This is a genomic window from Chryseobacterium ginsengisoli (assembly GCF_039542325.1).
GTDB classification, from domain to species: Bacteria; Bacteroidota; Bacteroidia; order Flavobacteriales; family Weeksellaceae; genus Chryseobacterium; species Chryseobacterium ginsengisoli.
In genome coordinates, this window is the sequence record NZ_BAABHX010000003.1 from 679017 (window position 1) to 703092 (window position 24076).

Consider the following 24076-nt stretch of genomic DNA (forward strand, 5'->3'; position numbering starts at 1 on the left):
TATGGATCAGATAAACTTTTTACCCATCATCAATTCGGTGATTTATTCTTTTTTAGGAATTGCCATTTTGTTGGTATGTTATGTTGTTATTGAGAAAATAACGCCGGAAAAAACATGGCATGAGATCGCTCAAAATAAAAACACAGCTTTAGCAATTATTTTCGGAGCTTTTATCATCGGAATTTCAATTATTATAAGCGCAGCAATTCATGGATAAGAAGAGGATTCCTCTTGAGCTGTTATTAATGTTTTCGGTGTTTGTCATTGCAACTTGCGGACTAATCTACGAATTGGTTGCAGGAGCTTTGGCGAGTTATCTTTTAGGAGATTCTGTGAAACAGTTTTCTTTCATCATTGGCGTTTACCTGTTTTCGATGGGAGTTGGGTCTTATTTTTCAAAATTTATTAAAGGAAATCTGATTGATAAGTTCGTAGAAATCGAAATTTTAGTAGGAATAATCGGAGGAATCAGTTCGGTCGTGCTTTTTATTTTGTTTAATACTTTGGCGCACTTTGAGGCGGTTTTATATCTTTTTGTCTTTTTTACAGGATGTTTGGTCGGTGTGGAGATTCCTTTATTGATGAACATTTTGAAAGACAGAGTTCAATTTAAAGATTTAGTTTCAAATGTCTTCGCCTTCGATTATATTGGAGCATTATTAGCTTCTATTTTATTTCCGCTGGTTTTAATTCCACAGTTGGGAATTGTAAAAACACCTTTGTTTTTTGGATTGATTAATATTTCGATTGCCATATTTTTATGTTTTTACCTTAAAAGAGAACTTTCAAAACCGATTTCATTAAGGATAAAATCAATCGGAGCATTCGTTTTTCTATTGGTGCTTTTTATTTTTTCGGATAAAATTTTATCGTTTTCGGAAGAGAAATTATACGGTGAAAATGTAGTTTACACCAAAAGCTCGCCTTATCAGAGAATCGTTTTAACGAGAAATAGCCGCGAATTCAGGTTATATTTAAATAACAACTTGCAGTTTTCATCAACTGACGAATACCGCTATCACGAAGCATTGGTTCATCCCGCAATGTCGATGGCAAAAAATATCGACAATATTTTAATTTTAGGTGGCGGTGACGGTTTTGCCGTTCGTGAAGTCTTAAAATATAAAGACGTAAAAAATATCACTTTGGTTGATTTAGATGGAGAAATGACTAATTTTTTCAAAACTAATGAAACGATGCGACAGCTAAATCAAAGTTCTTTATCGAATCCGAAACTGAAAGTTATCAACAAAGACGCTTATATTTGGGTAAAAGAAAATAAACAGAAGTTCGGAGTTATTATCATCGATTTTCCTGATCCTTCCAATTACAGCTTGGGAAAATTATATTCCCTGCAGTTTTACAAAGAATTGGAAAAACTGACAACTTTAGATACAAAAATAGTTGTTCAGACCACTTCACCATACTTTGCTCCGAAATCTTTCTGGTGTATAGAGAAAACAATTAATCAGATTTTTCCGTTTACTTCGGCGTATCACACGTATGTCCCGTCTTTTGGAGAGTGGGGATTTTCAATGGCTTCTTTTGAACCGATCAATAATAAGATTTACAGAAAAATTCCAGATTTAAAATTTTACGATTACAACTTTTCACAATTATCATATTTTACCAAAGATATGAAGACGAAAGATATCGAAGTCAACCGATTGGATAATCAAATTTTAGTACGATATTTTGATGAAGAGTGGGGAAAGGTTCAATAAAAGATGTCAATTATTTATTATATTTGTGTCATAAAATGATACTTAAAATATAATATTATGATAGCAGAGATTGAAAAATATATTGAAATTCAAAATAATATTGATCGGATTCTGAAAGAGTCGCCTTTCAAAATTGCTTATATCATTGAGAAAACAGGGATCAAAAAGCCAACGTTTTTTAAGAAAATGAAAGAAAAAAGATTTACTTCCGAAGAATTATTGTCTATTGCTAAAGTGATGGAGCCTGTTTATAAAAATGAAACTGATGAAGAGATCTTAGAGTCGCTGAAAAGGTCTGAAGAAGATTTCAGAATAGGAAGAACAGTTTCTCATGAAGAAGTGATGAGGCAAGCTCGAGCAAGATTAGAACAGCGTAAGAATGAGAATAGAATATAGTAGTCTTTCCAGAAAAGATTTTGAGAATCTTCAGGATTATCTTTTCGATAATTGGGGAGTTCTTGTCTTGGAAAACTTTTTGGATAAATATGAACAAGCTATTCAACTTTTACTCTTGAAAAATGTGTATTTTGAAAAATATAGAGATACAGGTTTTATGAAATATTTGGTAACGAAACATAATTATATCATTTATGATTATAAGGATGATATGTTGAGAATTCACAGAGTTATCAACAACTTCCAGAATCCCGATGATAATTACGAAAGTATTTCAAAATAATAATTAAATCTTGCCAAATTCTACCACACAATTTTCACGAAAAGATTTCTTAAAAACAATACTTTTAGGCAGTCTCATGCTTCCTTTTTTACAATATTGCAGTAAGAAAGGAAAATCATTATTGCTTAAAATCACGGGAACAAATCATATTCTTGGTCATAAACTTTGGGCTAAAGATTTCCCAAAACCTACGGAAGAAATCCGCACAAAATATCTCATTGTCGGTGGTGGAATTTCTGGACTTTCAGCGTGTAGGTTTTTCAGTCAGAACAATGAAAATGATTATCTGTTACTCGAAATGGAAAATCATTTGGGAGGAAATTCATCAAACGGGCAAAATCAATTCTCCAAATTTCCTTTGGGAGCGCATTATTTACCGTTACCTAATAAAGAAAATATAGAAATAATCGAATTTTTAAAAGAATGCGGAGTTTATCAGGGTGATGATAAAAACGGAGATCCGATTTTAGATGAATATCAAATGACTTTTCCACAACAGGAACGTTTATTCTTCAAAAATTCGTGGCAAAATGATATTGTTCCGCAAAAAGGAATTTCAATAGAAGCTCAAAAAGAAGTGGATCATTTTTTTAAAATGATGGATCATTTCCGTGATAAAAAAGATAATCAGGGAAAATATTTCTTCGCGATTCCGGTAGAAGATTCAAGCAAAGAAGATGAGGTTTTGCAATTGGAAAAGATGATTTTTAAAGATTGGTTGCATCAACAAAATTTTAAATCTGAAGAACTGTTTTGGTTGTTAGATTATTCCTGTCGAGACGATTACGGATTGGGAATTGACTATGTTTCGGCGTGGGCAGGAATTCATTATTTTGCCGGAAGAAAAAATAACTGGAGCAAAAAATACAAAGAACAGGTTTTTACATGGCCGGAAGGAAATGCGAGATTAGCAAAGCATTTTTCAACATATACAAAAGAAAAATCTTTACCTAATCATTTAGTTTTTGATGTTAAAATAAATGATAATATTGAGGTTTTAAGTTTTGATAACATTCAAAAAAAGACAAAAAAAATCATTGCTGAAAAAGTTTTGTTTGCAACACCGCAATTTGTGAATGAAAGAATTTTCAATCATAAAAGGGCTGAAAATTTCAATTACGTTCCGTGGCTTTTAACAACAATTATTCTGAAAAATGAATTTGGAGGTGATGAAGAATTGGCTTGGGATAATGTGATTTACGGTTCGGATGGATTAGGATATATTTACGATCAGCACCAAAATATAGAACAGATTTTAGGCGAGAAAGTCATTACATATTACAGGAGTTTTTCAACGGATGACTGTAAAAAAGCCAGAAAAAAATTATATAGTTTAAAACAAGATCAGCTTAAAAATTTAGTGTTGGATGATTTAAAAAAAGCACATCCTTTGATCGAAGATTTTATCATTGAAATGCAGTTTCATAAGATCGGTCATGCGATGATTGCGCCTGTTCCGCATCAGATTTTCGGGAAACCGGAAGCAAAACAGTCAATTGATGGAAAAATTTTCTTCGCCCACTCTGATTTGTCGGGAATTTCGATCTTTGAAGAAGCTTTTTATCAGGGATTAAGAACTGCAGAAAAGATGTTATGAGACAACCTTGGATACATAGCGCAAAAACGGACGGCTGGTTTATTTTATCACCGCCTTTTTTGATTTTGCTGATTATTTTTATTTTTCAGAAGCAAATTCAGGGGCTTGAAAACCATTATTCTTTTTATGCATGGCTTTTCCTGATTGTTTTTGTGGATGTAGCGCATGTATATTCGACTTTATTTAAAACCTATTTCGTTAAAGAAGAAGTTCAGAAAAGAAAACTTTTGTATTACGGAATTCCTGCGTTGAGCTGGGTTTTGGGATTGATTTTATATCAGTTCGGAAGCTTAACATTCTGGTCGGTTCTAGCTTTGGTCGCGGTTTTTCATTTTATACGGCAGCAATATGGTTTTATGCGAATTTATGCACGTTTCGAACCAAATAACTGGAGCAAAAGAATCGATGAAATTGCCGTTTATTCTGCGACTATTTTCCCGATGTTGTATTGGTTTAAAACACCGAGAGCTTTCACATGGTTTGTTGAAAATGAATTTAACTGGCTTAAAAATTTACCGAATTACATAAACTTTATCTCCATTTTATATGTTTTAATTTTATCAATTTGGATCATTAAAACTGTTTTTGAAATTTTTAAAACCAAACGATTTAATATTCCTAAAATAGCTTTAATTACAGGGACTTACCTTTCGTGGTACTTCGGAATTGTCTATTTTAATAACGATTTGGTTTTCACTTTTCTCAACGTTATTTCACACGGAATTCCTTACGTTGCTTTGATTTATATTCGGGAAATTAAGCAGAAAGAAACAACTCAGCGTAATACATTTTCAGTTTTTCAATCTACTTTTGGAATATTTCTATTTATTAGCGTGATCGTTGGTTTTGCTTTTTTTGAGGAATTTTTATGGGAAATTCTGGTTTGGAACGAACATTTTTCATTGAATTTAAATATATCATTAAATTGGTTCCAATTCTTAGTTCCTTTGTTGGTGGTTCCGCAACTCACTCATTACTTATTGGATGGCTTTATTTGGAGAAAACCGAAAAAAGTTGATTAATTTTGCCTTGTAAGTAAAACATATAAAAATGCAGAAGTGCCTCCTTTCATTAATGATTTTGTTGGGAATATTTAGCTTGAAAGCTCAGCAAAAGACATTTTGTAATCCTATCAATATTGATTACGGATATACTCCCTTCGAAGTTTTTTCAAAACAGGGAAAACACCGTGCTACAGCAGATCCGGTGATTGTTAATTTTAAAAATAAGCTATTCCTTTTTTCCACCAATCAGGAAGGATATTGGTATAGTGACGATATGCTAGATTGGAAATTTGTACACAGAAAATTCCTTAGAGATAAAAAATATATTCATGATCTGAATGCTCCCGCAGTTTGGGCGATGAAAGATACTTTGTATGTTTTTGGGTCAACGTGGGAACAGGATTTCCCGATCTGGAAAAGTACAAATCCCACAAAAGACGACTGGAAAATTGCAACGGATACTTTAAAAGTCGGAGCTTGGGATCCTGCTTTTCATTATGATGAAGACAAAAATAAATTATATTTATATTGGGGTTCAAGCAACGAATGGCCGTTGTTGGGAACTGAAGTAAAAACAAAAAACCTACAGTCAGAAGGTTTTGTAAAACCAATTTTAAGATTAAAACCTGAAGATCACGGATGGGAAAGATTTGGTGAATATAATGATAATGTTTTCCTGCAGCCTTTCGTTGAAGGAGCGTGGATGACAAAGCACAACGGAAAATATTATATGCAATACGGAGCTCCGGCAACGGAATTCAGCGGATATTCTGACGGAGTTTATGTAAGTAATAAACCATTGGAAGGTTTTGAGTATCAACAACACAATCCATTTTCCTATAAACCGGGAGGTTTTGCTAGAGGAGCAGGACACGGAGCAACTTTCGAAGATAACTACAAGAATTGGTGGCATGTTTCAACGATTTTTATTTCAACTAAAAATAATTTTGAAAGAAGACTGGGAATCTGGCCTGCAGGATTTGATAAAGATGATGTGATGTACTGCAACACAGCGTATGGAGATTATCCGACGTATCTTCCACAATATGCGCAGGGAAAAGATTTTTCCAAAGGGCTCTTTGCGGGTTGGATGTTGCTGAATTTTGATAAACCGGTTCAGGTTTCATCAACTTTGGGAGGTTATCATTCCAATTATGCAGTGGACGAAGATATTAAGACGTATTGGAGCGCTAAAACCGGAAATTCAGGAGAGTGGTTTCAGACGGATTTGGGAGAGGTTTCTACTATCAATGCCATTCAGATTAATTATGCTGATCAGGATGTTGAGTTTATGGGAAAAACTTTAGGCAAAATGCACCAGTATAAAATTTACGGATCGAATGACGGTAAAAAATGGGATGTGATTGTTGATAAAAGCAAAAATACGAAAGACGTTCCTCACGATTATGTAGAACTGGAAAAACCTGCCAAAGTAAGATTCCTGAAAATGGAAAATCTAAAAATGCCAACAGGAAAATTTGCATTAAGCGGTTTCAGAGTTTTTGGAAAAGGAGCGGGAACAGTTCCTCCGAAAGTTCAGAATTTTGTTCCTTTAAGAGCTGATCCAAAAAAATACGGTGAAAGAAGAAGTATCTGGATGAAATGGCAGCAAAATTCCGATGCAGACGGATATGTAATCTATTGGGGAAAATCTCCTGAAAAACTATACGGAAGCATCATGGTTTATGGAAAGAATGAATATTTCTTCACTGGAGCCGACAGAACGGATGCTTACTATTTCCAGATTGAAGCTTTTAATGCGAATGGAGTTTCGGAAAGAACGGAAGTTTTTAAATCGGAATAAAAATATAATGATAAACGCTTTGAAATTTCAGAGCGTTTATTTTTTGTCTAAACTTTTTAGAAAAAGCTCAATTTTATTAATTAAAAAAGTTGAATTTGAGCCTTTTTCCCAATCGAGATGACCTCCGTCAAAATCATAAGATTCGTGATAAACTTTATTTTTAGTTAAAACAGAATCTAAAATTTTCTTTTGAGATAAAGGAACAACATTGTCTTTCGTTCCATAATAAGAAAGAGTAGGAGTTGAATTGTTATTGATCCAATAAACGGGACTCCCAAAATCCATTAATGAAACTTTATTATCAACAATTTTCGGATCTATGAGATGTTTTTCGACGAAAGCATATTCATCATAATTTTTAAAACCAGGATCATTCAAATCTGCAGGACCTACAATGTTAATAACTGCTTTTAAATTTTTATCCTGATCAAATTTATAAGCATACAACATTGATAAATTTCCGCCTGCGCTGTTTCCGAGAAGAATATATTTTGGTTTAATCTTTAAATTTTTTTCTACATAATTCATGGCATTTTTGATATCATCTGTCTGATTGGGAAGTGCAAAACGGGTTGTTGAAGCCAATCGATAATCTAGATTCACGAAAATGTTTTCTGGAAATTTTTTCATTAGATCAAAAGTAAATCTCGTCAGTTCCGATCTTGTCCCTCCACGCCAACCGCCGCCATGAATAATGATGAAAACATTTTTTTCTTTGGTTTGATTTTCGGGAATATAAACGTCCATTTTCTGGTCATAATCTTTTCCGTAAGAAATGTCTTTTTTTATTTTGAAAGAAATATCTTTTCCAAGCTCGATTGTTTTTTTCTGACAACCTGAAAATGTTATCATTATTAAACTTCCAAAAATTATTAAATAGTTTTTCATCAATTAATTTTAACCTTAATATTAGTTTAAAAATAGAAAAACTCACCGATTTCTCAGCGAGTTTACCACAAAATAATTAGTTATATGAAGAAATGATTGTTTTATCTTGTTCTGTTTTTAATAGCGTCTGAAGCACTTTCGATGTCTCTTACTTTTTTCACTTTCTGGTTTCCAAAATTATAGGTAAGACTCACTGTTATGTTTCTTCTGTACATATCGTTTTTGATATAATTGTAATTTCCTGAAGACTGCATATCTTCAATTTCCACAACGTTGGTTCTCAAAACATCATTTACATTCACTGCGAAAGTCCAGTCGTTCCAGTTTTTCTTGATGCTTAGATCTAGGCTCATTAGGTTTTTCAAGACTCCAAGTTCGATCTGTTGTTTATCTACATAGAAGAAATTCACACCCAAGAACCATGTTTTCTTTTTGTCAAGACGGATGGTATTGTTACTTGTAACGACTAAACTTGTTGATTTTCTGTCATTAACGTAAGTGTCAAAAACCTGTCCTGTCGTAGGATCTGTATTTAAAGTTCCGTTATTGATATTGTGCTGAACTCCGGCATTGAAATTCAATGTCAAATATTGTTTAAAAAGAGATTTTTGGATTCCCAACATTGCAGACATTTCCTGTTTGTCACCGAAATTGGTTCTGATGTAGGCAAGCTGTACTCTTTTTTGATTCGTTTCCGGATCAATATAACTTCTTTGTAAAGGAACCTGGGTGATCTGGTCTTTTTCGTAAGAGTGATTTAAAATCAAGAAATAAGAGTTTTTATACATATATGTTAATTCCTGATTGTACGTTGAGGATGCTTTTACAAACGGATTGTTTTGAGTATAATTATCCTGAGTGATGATATTTTTTACAGGATTAAGCTCCCAAAAGCTAGGTCTTCTCATTCGGCTTGAGAATGAATAAGAGATGTTATTCTTATCATTAATGGCATAGTTGAAACTTAAATAAGGTAAAAGATTATTGTAGTTTCTTTCTATTCTTTGATATTCAGGCTGTTTTGCATTGTCGGAAGTTCCCAAACTATTGGTAATTTCATATCTTGCTCCAACTTTTCCTGAGAATTTATCAGAGAATTTTTTCTCTAGCGTAAGATAAGCTCCATAAATATTTTCGTCATAAATAAAGTGATTTGGGTCTGTTGTAAGATTTACTAATTGTAATTCTCCTGCGCTGTTGTAGATGTAATCGTATGTAAAGTTTTTGGTATCGTTGTCGGTTTTAGTTTTATTAAAATTTCCCCCTGCTGAAAAAGTGAAATCATTTTTAAATTTTTGAATATAATCTACCGTTCCCGAAAAATTGTTGATGATCTGCGGAATTTCCTGAACGATTTTTTGTCCGTTTCTTGAGAAACCTGAAGTACTTCCTACAACATCAGAGATCATCGTATTGTTGTCAGAATACTGGAATCTTTTATAATTAAGATAAGCTGCATTTAAATTTAATTTACTTCCCAGAGAATCAAGCTTTAATTCGTAGTTTAAGTTAACGGAATTGTTGTAGTTTCTTGCATCTTCTTTATTTTTCGTTCTTGTATAATCTGTAGAAATTAGATTGTTATTATTATCATATCTTGTTATTGTGTTTAACAAATTAATAGTAGAATTATAGCTTTTATTTGCCCAGGAATTCCACGATAAGGCTAAATTGCTTTTTTCATTCAGTTGATAATCAATATTTAAATAACCACCGATGTTTTTGTTTGGATCATCAATATCACCTACAGATTCGTTTTGGACGTTTCCTGTTCTGTTTTTTAAAATATAAGATTGTGGATTAATATTTTCTCCGCCACTTAAATTAGCATTGATACCCAATTTATTCTTTCTGTAATTCACAGAGAAACTTGCATTGCTCGCATTGAATTTATTTTGAGTATTCGACATTCTCATGTTTCCGCTTGTTCCGTCGCTCATTTTTTTCTTTAAGACGATGTTGATGATTCCATCAGAAGATTCTACCTGATATTCACTTCCCGGAACAGTAATTACTTCAATTTTCTGAATATTTTCTGCGGGAGTATTTTTTAGGAATTGAGTCAGAGATTCCGCATCCATATTGGTTTTTCTGCCGTTTATGAAGATTAGAGCGTTGTTTTTTCCTGCGATCTTTAGCGTTTTATCATCAGTTGTCGATAAAAGCGGAGTTTGTTTCAAAAGATCGAAAGTCGTATTTCCTTTTGCAACAGGAGATGAGGCAACATCATACACAAAACGGTCGCTTTGTTTTTTGAAGACCTGTTTCGTTAAAGTTACTCCTTCGATACTTTTTGTTTTTGTAGAATCTTGTTTTTTTTCCTGTGCGAAGGTTAATCCGCTGAAAAATATAGCTGCGATAAGAATTGGCGTTTTCATGATTTTATCTTTTAGAGAGTTTAATAGCTTGTATTTGTTATTATTTAACATTGCAAAGATATATAATAAATATAGTATCATGCAATACAAAGTACTTAAAATATTTTTAATTTAAATTTAACTATTTGATTTTCAGTTATTAAAATTTTAAGTTAGATTTTTAATTTCACTGACTTTCTTATTTAATTAGACAATTTAGAATGAAAATCTGTTACATCTCAACTTGAAATTTGGTAAGGTTTTAGAAATATTTAATGAAAAATCATAAAATATAATTAGGGATGCGATTTTATGATTAATTTAGTAGAAACTAAAAATTAATAGCTTATGAAAAAAATTTACCTCTTATTTTTGTTGTTATCATTAATATTTTCGTGTAAAGATGAATCTTTCTTAGAAATAGATGACAACACGTCGAATCCCCAATCCAATTATAATTTTGGGAATACTGCACAAAAGAACTTCCAGGGTGTGGTTCTTGACACAAACGGAACCCCTGTTTCCGGAGCAACAGTTACAATAGGAACGAGTACAGTTACAACTAATCTTAAAGGTTTTTTTACGTTTCAGAATGCTTCGGTAAAAGAGAATTTTGCACATATAAAAGTGACGAAATCCGGTTATGTAAATGCTTCACGAGTTTTGGTTCCTACTAATGGAATGAATAGAGTGAACATTATGATGATCCCTGCAACCACAACTTCTACGATTTCTGCGGGTTCAACTTCTACAGTTTCTTTACCAAACGGAACAAAAGTGAAGTTCGACGGAAGTTTTAAAGATGCAAGTGGAAATGCTTATTCAGGAAGTGTAAATGTAGCTTTGTTTAATTTATCTTCATCAAATTCTTATTTAAATGAATTAATGCCCGGATCTTTCTTGGCTACAAATTCAGGAGGAAATGCGAGAGTAATGGAAACTTTCGGGATGGTACATGTCCAACTAACGGGAAGTTCAGGACAAAATCTTCAGATTGCAAACGGACATACTGCGGAAATGACAGTTCCGATTGACGCTGCACAAACTTCAACTTCGCCAAATACGATTCCATTATGGTCTTATAACGAAGATACAGGAATGTGGAACGAAGAAGGCTCTGCAACGAAAGTTGGAAACACTTATGTAGGAACAGTAAGCCATTTCTCTTGGTGGAATTGTGATGCACAGTTTGAACAGGCAACCATGAAGGTAACGGTAAAAAATGCTGCGGGACAAGTTTTGCCTAATATTAAAATAAATTTAAAAAGAAGCTCACAGACTTACGAGACTACCGCTATGACTGATAATGCAGGTATGGCTTCTGGAATTGTTCCGGCAGGTGAAGTTCTTACATTGAAGATCTATGACGTTTGTAATAATGTAATTTATACATCGAATGTAGGACCATTTCCGGCTGGAGTTACAACAACTATAGCAGATATTACGCTTACTCCACCTGCTTCTACCAATTATATTATCCAGGGAAATCTGAAAACTTGTGCCAATACTGATGTTACTGATGGTTATGTAATATTGAAACCTGTGATCACTTCAAATTATTTCCAATATATATCGGTTCCGGTGGGAAGTAATGGAAGTTTTATTTTTAATACCTATTCATGTACAGCAAATCCGCAATTTATTTATGAAGGATTTGATATTGCGAACTTTCAGTCAACTAACGAAGTTACTTTTACAGCAGCATCTAATAATACGAATTTGGGCAATATTACGGTTTGTAATTCTATCATTGAGTTTATAAGCTATAAAGTAGATAGCCAACCTGTGAAATATGTAACGGGATCATCTATAAACGCTCAATGGTTTGGTCTTACATCAACTTCTCCGAATATGCCGGCGAAACAATTGAGAATAAGTTCTCCGTCTCCAATAGCTGGAAATTCTTTCTATATGACCCAAAATAATATGCTTGGAGTTCCAGGAACATTTACAACGGATTATACATACGAATTTTCAGGAGGATATTTTACTCCATCAAATGGAAATGTAGTGGTTCAGATTACAAGTTTCGGAGCAATTGGGGATTTTATTGATTTTACAGTCAATGGAACATACAGTGATACATCGGGAAGTCATACGTTCACGGCAACAGGACACGTAAAACGAGATATGTAAATTAAAAAAGAAAAAGGACCGAAAAGGTCCTTTTTTTATGTCGTATTGTTATTCTCTATCGAAACGGGCAAGTTTTTTATCTATCCAAATTGTAGCGAAAGGAAAGAATGCTGAAATTAAAGAAAAAACACTGTCTTCATCATCCCATGCATATATCTTTCTTATTGAAGGCAGAAATAAAAGATAAAGTGTAAAAAACAGTCCATGAATACTTCCAATAGTACTAATGTAGATGATTGGCAAAACATCATTTGGATTAGTACGTATCCACGTCATAGCAGTAAATAGGAAAAACCACGAAATAGCTTCAGCCAAACAAATTTGCTTAAACCATTTGATGACTTTTTCCTGAGAATATTTTGAGAAAAATTTTTCGATGAAATTCATTTCAGTTATTTATAATAAATTTTGAAGTATGTTTTTACCTCATATCTTGAATGTTCTATATTGACAAAGTTACGGGATTTAATAAAATTTCGAATCTTTTTTTCGAAGTAAGGAATGAACTGTTTATTATGATTGTTATCAATATGATGCTTGAAATTTTCTACGGATAATTTTTGTGTATCATCATTAAAATCCAATTCTACTTCAGTAAAGGATTGATTTTTTTCTTTTGATGCTTCATAACCTTTGGGATAAGTAAAGTCTTTGAAAAAATAATTGTTGATTAATTTATCACCTGAAAAGTCATTTTCATCATAAAGTAGATCGAAGTTGTCATTATATTTAAAAATGGCAGAAGGTTCTTTATCTATGTAATCTAAAAGGGATTTTTTTACAAGCCCATCAATAAGTTCTTTACCAAATTTTTCTTCGGTTAATTGATTCATATATTGATAATAACATGCGTTGTAAGAATATGTCCCAAAACAATTACCCATCCATGTTCCGCCCCAAATAATACCAATGTTTTTTAAATAGGATTCTAATCCTTTTTTTGCAGGAAAATCTGATCCATTTGGAGATACAATATTTATAAAATATTTGTTTACTGTTTTAGCTTCCTCAACAGCTTTTAAAGAATCTTTCGAACATTGTTCTTTTCGATATTTAAGAATTTCTTGTACTCTTTGTTTTATTTCAACTTCTCTTTTGATTTTTATAGAATCCTCCTTAGAAGTATTTTGCCCAAAAGCAAAAATTTGCGCACAGAAAAAAAGAAAAAATAAATAAAATCTCATCTCAACTACTTATAAAAACTACTACCATCCAAATAATCAAAAACCTCAGGTGGAAGCATTGGTCTTACGTTTTTTCCGTTTTTGATCATGTTTCGGATTTCCGTTGCAGAAAGTTCTATAGTAGGAGCTTTGATTAAAGAAATATTTTCATGTTGAAGATATTCCGAATCTTTTTTCTCGCCTTCAAACATTCTTGGATAAACAATAATGTGATGATTTTTAATTAAAGTTTTAGAGTTTTTCCATTTATGTAAGCCATCGAGATTATCTTCTCCCATGATTAAACTAAAAGAATAGTCAGGATATTTTTCATGAAGATAAGTCAAAGTATCAATCGTATAACTTGGCTGCGGAAGGGAAAATTCTACATTAGAAGCCCGCATTTTAGGATAGTTTTTCACCGCAAGCTGAACCATATCCAACCTGTTGTGGTCTTTCAGTAAAGATTTTTTTTCTTTAAAAGGATTTTGAGGACTTACCACAAACCATAATTCATCCATGTCAGAATTTTCCAGAATGTAATTAGCCAAAATCAAATGACCAATATGAATCGGATTAAAAGAGCCGAAAAATAAACCTATTTTTTTCATTACTAAAATCTAATCCCTAAATTTCACATCTCTAATATTCAGATAATGCGTCACATTTCCTTTCCAGTGATTTTCTTCCAGCGTAAAGGCAAGATCGAAATTTTTATTTCTGAAATCATCGGCAAACTGACCTAGTTTAAAACCAACACATTCAATATTTCTTCCTGTAGATTCCTGTCTGATATAAAATTTAATGTGATTATTATCTTTCCCCATCGTTTTAATGTAGCCTGAAAGCCTTTGATTCGTTAAAGTTAGAATCGGCTTCATATTGTGAGGTCCGAAAGGAGCTAATTTTCTGTGGAAGTTGATAAACTCTCTATTAATTTCGTCAATATTAATTTCAGAATCAATCGTTACAGAAGGCTCTTTCTGATGTTCTTTGATTTTTTCGGAAACAATTCTTTCAAATTTTTCTTTGAAAGCTTCAAACTTATCTTTCTCCATTGAAAGTCCTGCCGCAGCGTGATGTCCTCCGAATTTTAAGAAATATTCCGAACACATATCCAAAGCTTCATGAACATCAAAATCTGAAACAGATCTTGCGGAAGCAACCATTTCACCATTATTTCCGTCAGTGAAAACCAAGGTAGGTTTATAATAAGTTTCAATTAATCTTGAAGCAACAATTCCTATCACTCCTTTGTTCCATTCCGGATGATAAACAATTGTCGAGTACTTTGTTTCCTGTTGAGATTCAATAATTTGGTTTAAAGCTGAAAGGGTAGAATTCATATCCAATTCGCGTCTTTCATCGTTGAGATTCATGATGTCACTCACAATTTGATGAGCGTGCTTCAAATTATCGGAAACCATTAATTCAACAGCTGCTTTTCCGTGCGAAATTCTTCCGGCAGCATTAATTTTAGGAGCAATTTCAAACACAATATTCGAAATTTCAAAATGAGAAAGCTTGTCATCAGGAATTAATAATCTTAAGCCTAAATTTCTGGTTTTTCTCAATATTTTCAGTCCCATTTTAGCCAGAACACGGTTTTCACCTGTCATTGAAACGATATCTGCAGCGATGGAAATTGCAAGCAAATCCGTTAACTCAAAGAGTTCTGCTTCGGGAAGTTTATAGATTGTATTTAAGCCCTGACAAAGTTTGAAACCAACTCCGCATCCTGAAAGTTCTTTGAAAGGATAACGGCAGTCACTTCTTTTAGGGTCAAGAACTGCAACGGCATTCGGAATTTCGTCGCCGGGTAAATGGTGATCGCAAATGATAAAATCAATATCTAAACTTTGGGCATAACTGATCATATCCAAAGATTTAATTCCGCAGTCCAAAGCAATGATCAATGAAAAGCCATTTTCTTTCGCGAAATCAATTCCTTCAGTTGAAATTCCGTACCCTTCAGAATTTCTGTCGGGAATGTAGAAATCCAGATATTTTTTATGAACAATTTTGCGGAGATAAAGATACATCAATGCAACGGCTGTAGTTCCATCTACATCGTAATCTCCATATATCATTACTTTTTCTCCGTTTTCAATCGCAGTTGCAATACGCTCCACGGCTTTTTGCATATCTGCCATTAAAAATGGATTATGAATATCTGTAAGGTTTGGTTTGAAAAATTCTCTTGCCTTTTGATAATTGTCAATTCCTCTAAGAACGAGGAGTTTAGATTCGAAAGTTCCAAAACCAAGTGACGAACTTAATCCGTCCACAATTTCCTCATCGGGTTCGGGCTTGTAAATCCATTTTTGACTCATTTCACAAAAATAGGGAAAATATATTTTAAAAAATAGTGATAAGAATGTTAATCAGTTTTGGTTGTGTTATTTTATGGAACTTTTTAATTTGATTTTACCAATACAAGATATTCCCAAGGTTTCATTTTAAAATTGGTCTTTTCACCCTCAATGTTAAAAGATTTCCCTGAAAAAAGTTCTGTGTATTTTCCTTTAAAATATTTGGTATCAAGATTTACAGTAGATTCTTTATTTGAAAAATTAATAACCGGTAAAACAGCATCATTGTTTTTTTCTCTGTAAAATGACAGTACATTATTCATATTGTCATTGTGTACTCTCAGCATTTCTCCGCCCCATTTTCCGTTCCATAATGCTTGATTTTTATGTTTAAGATTAAACAAAGTTTCATACATTTTGTAGAATTTATGATCTTTCCAATCAATCGGATCTTTTTCAAAAAAAGCCAAACTTCTGTTGAGTCCGGCTTCCTGTCCGCTGTAAACCAATGGCATTCCGTTGACGGTACTGCAAAAAACCATCGCAGCTTCCAAGCCCTCTCCAAAATTAGAATATTGATTTCCTTCCCATGAATTTTTGTCATGATTATCTGTAAAAGTCATTCTGTAAGAATCGTATGGGAAACTGTTAACATCATGTGCCATATATTCGAAAAGTGCGGGAGCTCCCTTTCCTTCAATGGTTGCGAGTTTCATTTTGTCCCAAAGAGTCCAAGCATAAGTCATGTCAAAAGATTTTTTGTAAAGATCTCTGGATTCCCATTCTGCTAACATAAAAACGGGTTTTATCTGATCAAGTTCTGCTCTTGCATTTTCCCAGAAATCTACAGGAATAAAACCTGCAACATCGCATCTGTAGCCATCAATATTCGCTTCTTTAACCCAAAATTTCAAAGCATCGGTCATGTATTTTCTGAAATCAGGATTATTATAATCAAAATCGATTACATCATCCCAATCGTACCAAGGTGTCGGCTGAAATTTTCCGTCTTTTGTTTTTGTATACCAATCAGGATGCTCCTTTGCTAAAGGATTGTCCCACGCAGAGTGGTTTCCGACCCAATCGATAATCACATACATTCCCATAGAATGGATTTTGTCTACGAGATTTTTAAGATCCTGCATGGTTCCAAAATCAGGATTTACTCCTTTGAAATCTTTTACTGAATAATAACTTCCCAACTTCCCTTTTCTGTTAAGCTCACCAATGGGATGAATCGGCATCAACCAAATGATATCAACGCCCATTTTCTTTAATCTCGGCAAATGTTTTTCAAAAGCTTTGAAAGTCCCTTCTTTGGTGTATTGTCTGATGTTTGCTTCGTAAATTGTAGCATTTTTAGTCCATTCCGGATGCTTGATTTCTACATAAGGTTTTGGTTGGTATCTAGGATCTTTTGTCTGTGAATAACCGTTGACAAAAGATAATAATATAAAGAGATAAAATATTTTTTTCATGGGCGTAATATTTTATTCTAAGCTACAAAAAAAAGCGTTCCATGAAGAAACGCTCTACTATAATTTTTGTTTGAATGTATTTTAAGAATACATTTTTTCTCTTAATTCTTTGATCTTTTTATCAGCAAGATATTCGTCGTAAGTCATTTCTCTGTCGATGATTCCGTTTGGAGTCAATTCGATGATTCTGTTACAGACAGTTGAAAGCATTTCGTGGTCATGAGACGCCAATAAAAGATTTCCTTTGAAGTTAGACAATGAATTATTCAATGTCGTGATACTTTCTAGGTCTAAGTGGTTGGTCGGTTCATCCAATAAAAGAACGTTTGCTTTCTGAAGCATCATTCTGCTGAACATACATCTCATTTTTTCACCTCCTGAAAGTACTTTACAAGATTTCAAAGCTTCATCACCTGAGAAAAGCATTCTTCCTAAGAACCCTCTTACAAATTCTTCATGACGCTCTTCATCATTTTTAGTGAATTGTCTCAACCAGTCAACCAAACTAAGATCTTCTTGGAAGAAGTTTGTATTGTCTAAAGGCATTTGAGATTGGTTTGTAGTAACTCCCCAAGCAACAGTTCCTTTGTCAGCTTCAACGTTTCCAGCTAAAATTTCGAAAAATTCTGTAATTGCTAATGAATTTTTAGACAAAACAGCAACTTTATCTCCTTTTTTAAGATTTAAATCAATATTTGAGAACAATAATTCTCCGTCTTTTGTTTTTCCAAGACTTTTTACATCTAAAATCTGGTCTCCAACCTCTCTTTCCATTTCGAAAATAATTGCAGGATATCTTCTTGAAGATGGTTTAATATCATCGATATTCAATTTATCGATCATTTTTTTTCTCGCAGTTGCCTGTTTAGCTTTTGCAACGTTTGAACTAAATCTTGCGATGAAATCCTGAAGTTCTTTCTTCTTTTCTTCCGCTTTTTTGTTAGCCTGAGCTCTTTGTCTCGTTGCTAACTGAGAAGCTTGGTACCAGAAAGAGTAGTTACCTGTATAAAGGTTAAGTTTAGCATAATCCAAGTCACCGATGTGCGTACAAACCGTGTCCAAGAAGTGACGGTCGTGAGATACAACAATTACTGTATTTTCGTAATCTGCCAAGAAATCTTCTAACCAAGAAATTGTTTCAATATCAAGGTCATTCGTAGGTTCATCTAAGATCAATACATCTGGATTTCCGAAAAGCGCCTGAGCTAAAAGAACCTTTACTTTGTCCTTGTTCTCTAATTCACTCATCATTTGCCAGTGCATATCATCTTTTACTCCAACATTTGAAAGCATTGTCTGTGCATCAGATTCTGCAGTCCAACCTCCCATTTCGTCGTAGATTACACCTAGTTCACCTGCTTTAATTCCGTCTTCATCAGAGAAATCTTCTTTCGCATAAAGCGCGTCCATTTCCTCTTTTATTTCGAATAGTTTCTTGTTACCTCTCAAAACAGCCTCAAGAACATTATATTGATCGTATGCAAAGTGATCCTGCTCTAGAACTGACATTCTTTTTCCAGGCTCCAAAGATACATGTCCTGTTGTCGGGTCTTGTTTTCCTGTTAATATTTTAAGGAATGTAGACTTTCCTGCACCATTTGCTCCGATAATCCCGTAGCAGTTTCCTTTCGTAAACATAATGTTTACCTCGTCAAAAAGAACTCTTTTCCCGAATTGTAAAGATAAGTTAGATACTGTTAACATATAGTTTTGTAAATTTGGCGCAAAATTACGAAAAGAATTTGGGTAAATTATAATAATGTAATACTCAAGTTTTTAAATATGGGGTATTTTTTATATATTTCATTAATTAAACTTAATGAATAAAAATCTAATATGGGAGTTTTGCAAAAAGTAAGTGCAACTTTTTTAGATTTTTGTATCATATAATTACACGAATTTTAAAATGAAGATTGAAAAAACAGTCAATATATTTAATAGAAGAGCCAGATTTGAGTATGAAATCCTGGAAGAATATGAAGCGGGAATGGTTTTAACGGGTACGGAAATAAAATCTTTACGCTCTTCGAAAGCATCTATCACAGAATCGTTCTGTCAGTTTATTGATGGGGAATTGTACATTATTAATATGATGATTGATGAGTATAAATTAGGAACATTTTATAATCACAAAACAAAAAGGGAACGGAAATTGCTCTTGCACAAAAAAGAATTGCAAAAACTTGAAAAAAAGTTAAAAGATGCAGGGAATACAGTTATACCTTTAAAATTATATATTAATGATAGAGGTAAAGCGAAGGTCTTAATAGCCTTGGGTAGAGGGAAAAAACTCTTTGATAAAAGGGAGAGCATAAAAGATAGAGAAAATAAGCGAAACCTCGACAGAATATTAAAGAAAAGTTAAAAATCATCTGAAAAACTTTGTTTATAAAGAAAAATTATATTTATTTTGCATTATCAATTATTTAATCATTTAATTCTATGAAAAATCTAAAATTAGGAATTTCAGCATTGGCACTTACTGTTGCTTCTACTGTGTTCGCTCAGACTACCAACAATCCGTGGTTAATCGGGGTTGGTGCTCATGCGGAAAATCACATGGCACAGAGAGACAATTTCAGTAATACATTTGCTGCAAAAAATTTGACGAAGACAATGTTCAATATGAACAACTTCTCTATCACTCCGCCATTATCTAAACTTACAGTTGCTAGAAATATCGGTAAAGGTTTAGTTATTGACTGGCAGACTACGGTAGGAAATGTTGAGAACAAGAGATTTAATATGGGTAAAGAATTCATGTTACAAACAGGTCTTGGTTTCCAAGCTCATGCTGCTGGTCTTTTGTGGAAGAATGAAGATTCTTGGTTTGACCCATACTTAAGAGTTGGTGCAAACTATCTAAGACATGATTACACATCTCTTACTTTCCCAAGAACTGATGCTAACGGTGAATATGTTACAAACGGGAGCAATGGTAACGACAATGGAAAATCTAATTTCTTTACAGTTGCAACGGGTGCTGGATTAAATCTTTGGATCACTAAAAACTTCGGTTTAGGTGTACAAGGTGATTACGTATCAACTCCAGGTGATAAATCTACAGTTGCTAACTTCTGGCAAGCTTCTGCTTCATTGAACTTTAGATTCGGAAACAGAGACAGAGATAAGGATGGTATCTTAGATAAAGACGATTTGTGTCCAGATACGCCAGGTTTACCAGAATTCCAAGGATGTCCTGATACTGACGGTGATGGAGTTCCAGATAAAGACGATCAATGTCCAGATGTAGCTGGTCCAGTTGAAAACAACGGATGCCCTTGGCCAGATACTGATGGTGATGGTATTATCGACAAAGATGATGCTTGTCCTACAGTTGCAGGTCCTGCTGAAAACAACGGTTGTCCTTGGCCAGATACAGACGGTGACGGTATCTTAGATAAAGATGATGCTTGTCCTACTGTTCCAGGTCTTCCAGAATACAACGGATGTCCTAAGCCTAAGAAACAAACTGCTATTGAATTAGAACAAAAATTCGGAAGCGTATTCTTTGATTTCAACAAAGCTACAATTAAAGCTGAGTCTAAAGGTGCATTAGATGCTGCTGCTGACTTAATTAAGAAAGACGGAGGTAACTATCTATTAGAAGGTAGAACTGATGCTAAAGGTGCTGAAGCTTACAACTTGAAATTATCTAGAGAAAGAGCTGCTGCTGTAGTTGCTGCTTTAGATGCAAGAGGTGTAGATGCTAACGCTCTTAAATCTATCGGTGTAGGTAAAGCTAAAGCTACAATACCTGCTACTGCTTCTGATGCTGAAAGACAAGTTGACAGAAAAGTAGTTGTAACTGCTGTTGAAGATGCGGCTCAGTGGGAATCTCTTAAGAAAAGAGATTACGAAGATCCAACTCCAGTAAAAGTAATCAAGAAAAAAGCTCCAGCTAAGAAAAAAGCTCCAGCTAAAAAGAAAAAATAATTAAATTTTTCTAAATATAAATACCTCCAGTTATCTGGGGGTATTTTTTTTTTGTTGACTTTTAGTTAATTTTGTTGAAAATTTAAAAATAAAAATGGGAAGAGCGTTTGAATATAGAAAAGCTTCTAAAATGGCCAGATGGGACAAGATGGCCAAAACTTTCTCTAAAATAGGTAAAGATATTGCATTAGCTGTAAAAGCTGGCGGAACAGATCCAGAGGCCAATCCGGCCTTAAGAAGATGTATCCAGAATGCAAAAGGAGCAAACATGCCAAAAGATAATGTTGAAAGAGCAATCAAAAAGGCAGGAGGCGCAGATGCAGAGAATTACGAAGAGATTACTTATGAAGGATACGGACAAGGTGGTGTTGCATTTTTTGTTGAATGTACAACAAACAACCCTACGAGAACTGTTGCCAACGTAAGAGCAATCTTCAATAAGTTTGATGGTAACCTGGGTAAGAATGGTGAATTAGCTTTTATCTTTGATAGAAAAGGAATTTTCACGATCGATATGGCTCAAATTAAAATGGATTGGGACGAATTTGAAATGGAAATGATCGACGGTGGAGCAGAAGATGTGGAAAAAGACGAGGAAGAGGTAATGATCACAACAGCTTTTGAGGATTTCGGTTCTTTGTCTCACAAATTGGATGAGCTTAAAATCGAAGCTAAAAGTGCAGAACTTCAAAGAATTCCAAACAATACAAAAGAAGTGAATGCGGAACAATTCAAAGCGAATATGAAAATGCTTGAGCGTTTCGAAGATGATGATGACGTGCAAAACGTTTATCACAACATGGAAATCACAGAAGAGTTGATGGACTCTTTATAAAAAATAATATAACATTCATATACAGTTAACTTTCAAGTACTTTCTTTGCATAAAACTATGAAAAGAAACGTTGAATTAGTTGTCATATCGGATGTTCATTTGGGAACTTATGGATGTAAGGCTAAAGAATTACTGAGATATCTTAATTCTATTCAGCCGAAAACTTTAGTTTTAAACGGGGATATCATTGATATCTGGCAATTCAAAAAGTCTTACTTCCCTAAACCTCATTTGAAGGTGATCAAAAAGATCCTTTCACTCGCTACAAAAAATACCGATGTGTACTACATCACTGGAAATCATGACGAGATGTTCCGAAAGTTTACCGATTTCGAATTAGGTAAATTAAAAGTCTGTAATAAAGTCTTCTTAAATATTAATGACAAAAAAACCTGGATCTTTCATGGAGACGTTTTTGACGCTTCCGTCCAGCATTCCAAATGGATCGCAAAACTGGGTGGAAAAGGCTACGATTTATTAATTGTAATCAATAATGTTGTAAATTGGTTCTTGGAGAAAATGGGCAGAGAGAAATATTCATTTTCAAAAAAGATTAAAAATAACGTAAAAAAAGCGGTCAAGTATATTGGCGATTTTGAATTGACGGCTTCCGAATTGGCAATTGACAATCATTACGATTATGTGGTTTGCGGACATATCCACCAGCCGCAGATTCGTGAAGTTGTGAATAAAAAAGGCTCCTGTATTTATATGAATTCGGGTGACTGGATAGAAAATCTTTCAGCATTGGAATACAATGACAAAGAATGGAAAATTTTTTATTATGATGACCACAAACATTTGCTGCAGGATGAAGGAACGGAAGAAATTCAAGACATTAATAGTGACGAACTTTTAAAAATAGTAACCAATTTCACAAAATGAAAATCTTATACGCATTTCAGGGAACCGGAAACGGACATGTTGCACGGGCACAGGAAATTGTTCCCATCTTAAAAAAATATGCGTCGGTTGATACTTTGATCAGCGGACATCAGTCGCAGTTAAAGGCTGATTTTGACGTTAATTTCCAACATAAGGGGATTTCTCTGCTTTATGACAAAACAGGCGGTTTATCCTATAAAAAAACGTTTACAGACAATAGTTTTCTTGAAGCATTTAAAGCGATAAGAGAAATTGAGCTTTCAAAGTATGATTTAATTATTAATGATTATGAACCTTTGACAGGTTGGGCTTGTAAGCTTAAAAAACTTCCGATGATCGAATTGAGTCATCAGGCTTCCATGCTATTTAAAGAAACTCCAAAACCTGAAAAGAAGGACTTTCTCGGAGAAATGATACTGAAATATTATGTTCCGAGTGACCGAAAAATCGGGTTTCATTTTGAAAATTATCATCCGCAGATAAAAAAACCAGTTATTAGAAGAAAGATCAGGCATCTTAATCCTGATAAAAAAGGTTTTTATTTGGTTTATCTTCCAAGTTTTTCGGACGAGAATATTATTAAAGTTTTAAAGCAGATTCCAGTTGAATGGAAAATTTTCTCTAAATATTCTAAACTTCAGTTTAAAGAAAATAATGTTGAGGTTTTTCCGATTGATGAAATTCAGTATTTGAAATCTTTTGAAAACTGTGACGGAATTCTTTGTAACGCAGGTTTTGAAAGTCCTGCTGAAGCTCTTTTTATGGATAAAAAATTATTCGTAATTCCTATTCACAATCAATATGAACAGGAATGTAATGCTTGTGCTTTAGACAAAATGGGAATTCCAAATTCTAAAGTTTTAAAATTAGAAGAAATTCAAAATTGGGTTGCTTCCAATCAACATTTAAAGGTGAATTATCCGGATAATATTGAAGATATTCTGGTAAATGAAGTGTTAACGTTGTAAGAAAATATCATCAACATCATTCATTCTTGTCATTACAGCTCTTGCGTAAGAACAGTGGGGATATACTTTCCAGTTGTTTTCCCGTGCAAATTTAATGGCTTCTTCAACTAAATATTTTCCCATTCCTCTTCCTTCAAATTCAGGATGAACCAATACAAACGAGATAATGTATTTATTTTCTTCAGGAAAAATAGTGTAAGTTAATCTTCCGATTTCTTTGATTTCGTTATTTAATGTAATAACTCCGCCGTTTCCTGATTTATTGTTTTCAAATCTCATAACTTAAGTTTTAACTAAAAGTAAAAATACA

22 protein-coding genes are annotated in these 24076 nt (G+C 33.6%); 13 read left to right on the plus strand and 9 right to left on the minus strand.

Features of this window, described 5'->3' with window-relative positions; all coding sequences use genetic code 11:
• The first annotated feature begins 1 nt into the window (after nucleotide 1).
• From ABD940_RS12430 to ABD940_RS12460, 7 genes are read left to right on the plus strand one after another with little or no spacing between them, the layout of a single operon-like run.
• Nucleotides 2–217, plus strand: coding sequence for a DUF350 domain-containing protein (locus ABD940_RS12430; protein WP_047401304.1), 216 nt, complete (start codon nucleotides 2–4; stop codon nucleotides 215–217).
• Nucleotides 210–1724 carry a polyamine aminopropyltransferase gene (locus ABD940_RS12435; protein ID WP_345204262.1) on the plus strand — a complete coding sequence of 505 codons (1515 nt, stop codon included), beginning with the start codon at nucleotides 210–212 and terminating at the stop codon, nucleotides 1722–1724. The genes ABD940_RS12430 and ABD940_RS12435 overlap by 8 nt, the downstream gene beginning before the upstream one ends.
• Before the next feature lie 57 nt (nucleotides 1725–1781).
• Complete coding sequence (locus ABD940_RS12440) at nucleotides 1782–2120, plus strand: hypothetical protein (RefSeq protein WP_345204264.1); 339 nt, start codon at nucleotides 1782–1784, stop codon at nucleotides 2118–2120.
• A complete protein-coding gene (locus ABD940_RS12445; RefSeq protein ID WP_345204267.1) occupies nucleotides 2104–2403 on the plus strand; it encodes a type II toxin-antitoxin system RelE/ParE family toxin in 300 nt (99 codons plus the stop codon). The genes ABD940_RS12440 and ABD940_RS12445 overlap by 17 nt, the downstream gene beginning before the upstream one ends.
• Nucleotides 2404–2413: 10 nt before the next feature.
• Nucleotides 2414–4000 (plus strand): NAD(P)-binding protein, encoded by a 1587-nt coding sequence (locus ABD940_RS12450; protein WP_345204270.1) that lies wholly within the window; start codon nucleotides 2414–2416, stop codon nucleotides 3998–4000.
• Complete coding sequence (locus ABD940_RS12455; protein ID WP_345204273.1) at nucleotides 3997–5022, plus strand: hypothetical protein; 1026 nt, start codon at nucleotides 3997–3999, stop codon at nucleotides 5020–5022. The genes ABD940_RS12450 and ABD940_RS12455 overlap by 4 nt, the downstream gene beginning before the upstream one ends.
• Before the next feature lie 28 nt (nucleotides 5023–5050).
• A complete protein-coding gene (locus tag ABD940_RS12460) occupies nucleotides 5051–6808 on the plus strand; it encodes a discoidin domain-containing protein (protein WP_345204277.1) in 1758 nt (585 codons plus the stop codon).
• 36 nt (nucleotides 6809–6844) lie between these two features.
• Here ABD940_RS12460 and ABD940_RS12465 read toward each other — a convergent pair whose 3' ends face one another.
• Both ABD940_RS12465 and ABD940_RS12470 read right to left on the minus strand, forming a co-directional pair.
• Nucleotides 6845–7696 carry an alpha/beta fold hydrolase gene (locus ABD940_RS12465; RefSeq protein ID WP_345204280.1) on the minus strand — a complete coding sequence of 284 codons (852 nt, stop codon included), beginning with the start codon at nucleotides 7694–7696 and terminating at the stop codon, nucleotides 6845–6847.
• 101 nt (nucleotides 7697–7797) lie between these two features.
• Nucleotides 7798–10074 (minus strand): TonB-dependent receptor domain-containing protein, encoded by a 2277-nt coding sequence (locus tag ABD940_RS12470; RefSeq protein WP_345204283.1) that lies wholly within the window; start codon nucleotides 10072–10074, stop codon nucleotides 7798–7800.
• A gap of 327 nt (nucleotides 10075–10401) precedes the next feature.
• Here ABD940_RS12470 and ABD940_RS12475 point away from each other — a divergent pair, with 327 nt between their 5' ends.
• Complete coding sequence (locus ABD940_RS12475; protein ID WP_345204285.1) at nucleotides 10402–12189, plus strand: carboxypeptidase-like regulatory domain-containing protein; 1788 nt, start codon at nucleotides 10402–10404, stop codon at nucleotides 12187–12189.
• A gap of 48 nt (nucleotides 12190–12237) precedes the next feature.
• Here the strand turns inward: ABD940_RS12475 and ABD940_RS12480 are convergent, their stop codons facing one another.
• From ABD940_RS12480 to ABD940_RS12505, 6 genes are all read right to left on the minus strand, one after another.
• Nucleotides 12238–12576, minus strand: a complete 339-nt coding sequence (locus ABD940_RS12480) for a DUF3817 domain-containing protein (RefSeq protein WP_345204287.1) — start codon at nucleotides 12574–12576, stop codon at nucleotides 12238–12240.
• A gap of 5 nt (nucleotides 12577–12581) precedes the next feature.
• Entirely contained in the window at nucleotides 12582–13373 is a 792-nt protein-coding gene (locus ABD940_RS12485) for a hypothetical protein (RefSeq protein WP_345204289.1), read from the minus strand.
• A gap of 5 nt (nucleotides 13374–13378) precedes the next feature.
• Nucleotides 13379–13963 (minus strand): nicotinate (nicotinamide) nucleotide adenylyltransferase, encoded by a 585-nt coding sequence (gene nadD / locus ABD940_RS12490; protein WP_345204291.1) that lies wholly within the window; start codon nucleotides 13961–13963, stop codon nucleotides 13379–13381.
• A gap of 9 nt (nucleotides 13964–13972) precedes the next feature.
• Entirely contained in the window at nucleotides 13973–15685 is a 1713-nt protein-coding gene (gene recJ / locus ABD940_RS12495) for a single-stranded-DNA-specific exonuclease RecJ (RefSeq protein WP_345204294.1), read from the minus strand.
• An 83-nt stretch (nucleotides 15686–15768) separates the two neighbouring features.
• The gene (locus ABD940_RS12500; protein WP_345204297.1) at nucleotides 15769–17142 is read right to left on the minus strand and encodes an alpha-amylase family glycosyl hydrolase; all 1374 of its coding nucleotides are present in this window, start codon (nucleotides 17140–17142) and stop codon (nucleotides 15769–15771) included.
• Between the two features lie 81 nt (nucleotides 17143–17223).
• On the minus strand, nucleotides 17224–18846 hold the full coding sequence (locus ABD940_RS12505; protein ID WP_345204300.1) for an ABC-F family ATP-binding cassette domain-containing protein: 1623 nt from the start codon (nucleotides 18844–18846) through the stop codon (nucleotides 17224–17226).
• Nucleotides 18847–19048: 202 nt separating this feature from the next.
• Here ABD940_RS12505 and smpB point away from each other — a divergent pair, with 202 nt between their 5' ends.
• The 5 genes from smpB (at nucleotide 19049) to ABD940_RS12530 (ending at nucleotide 23766) form a co-directional block, all read left to right on the plus strand.
• Nucleotides 19049–19507: an SsrA-binding protein SmpB gene (gene smpB / locus ABD940_RS12510; RefSeq protein WP_306617750.1), complete on the plus strand. Its 459-nt coding sequence runs from the start codon at nucleotides 19049–19051 to the stop codon at nucleotides 19505–19507.
• 77 nt (nucleotides 19508–19584) lie between these two features.
• A complete protein-coding gene (locus tag ABD940_RS12515) occupies nucleotides 19585–21078 on the plus strand; it encodes an OmpA family protein (protein ID WP_345204304.1) in 1494 nt (497 codons plus the stop codon).
• A 94-nt stretch (nucleotides 21079–21172) separates the two neighbouring features.
• Complete coding sequence (locus tag ABD940_RS12520) at nucleotides 21173–21913, plus strand: YebC/PmpR family DNA-binding transcriptional regulator (RefSeq protein ID WP_345204306.1); 741 nt, start codon at nucleotides 21173–21175, stop codon at nucleotides 21911–21913.
• Nucleotides 21914–21970: 57 nt separating this feature from the next.
• A complete protein-coding gene (locus ABD940_RS12525; RefSeq protein ID WP_345204308.1) occupies nucleotides 21971–22798 on the plus strand; it encodes a UDP-2,3-diacylglucosamine diphosphatase in 828 nt (275 codons plus the stop codon).
• Nucleotides 22795–23766: a glycosyltransferase family protein gene (locus tag ABD940_RS12530; RefSeq protein ID WP_345204311.1), complete on the plus strand. Its 972-nt coding sequence runs from the start codon at nucleotides 22795–22797 to the stop codon at nucleotides 23764–23766. The genes ABD940_RS12525 and ABD940_RS12530 overlap by 4 nt, the downstream gene beginning before the upstream one ends.
• Here the strand turns inward: ABD940_RS12530 and ABD940_RS12535 are convergent.
• On the minus strand, nucleotides 23755–24045 hold the full coding sequence (locus ABD940_RS12535; RefSeq protein ID WP_345204314.1) for a GNAT family N-acetyltransferase: 291 nt from the start codon (nucleotides 24043–24045) through the stop codon (nucleotides 23755–23757). The two genes, ABD940_RS12530 and ABD940_RS12535, sit on opposite strands and share 12 nt — an antisense overlap.
• Nucleotides 24046–24076: the final 31 nt, after the last annotated feature.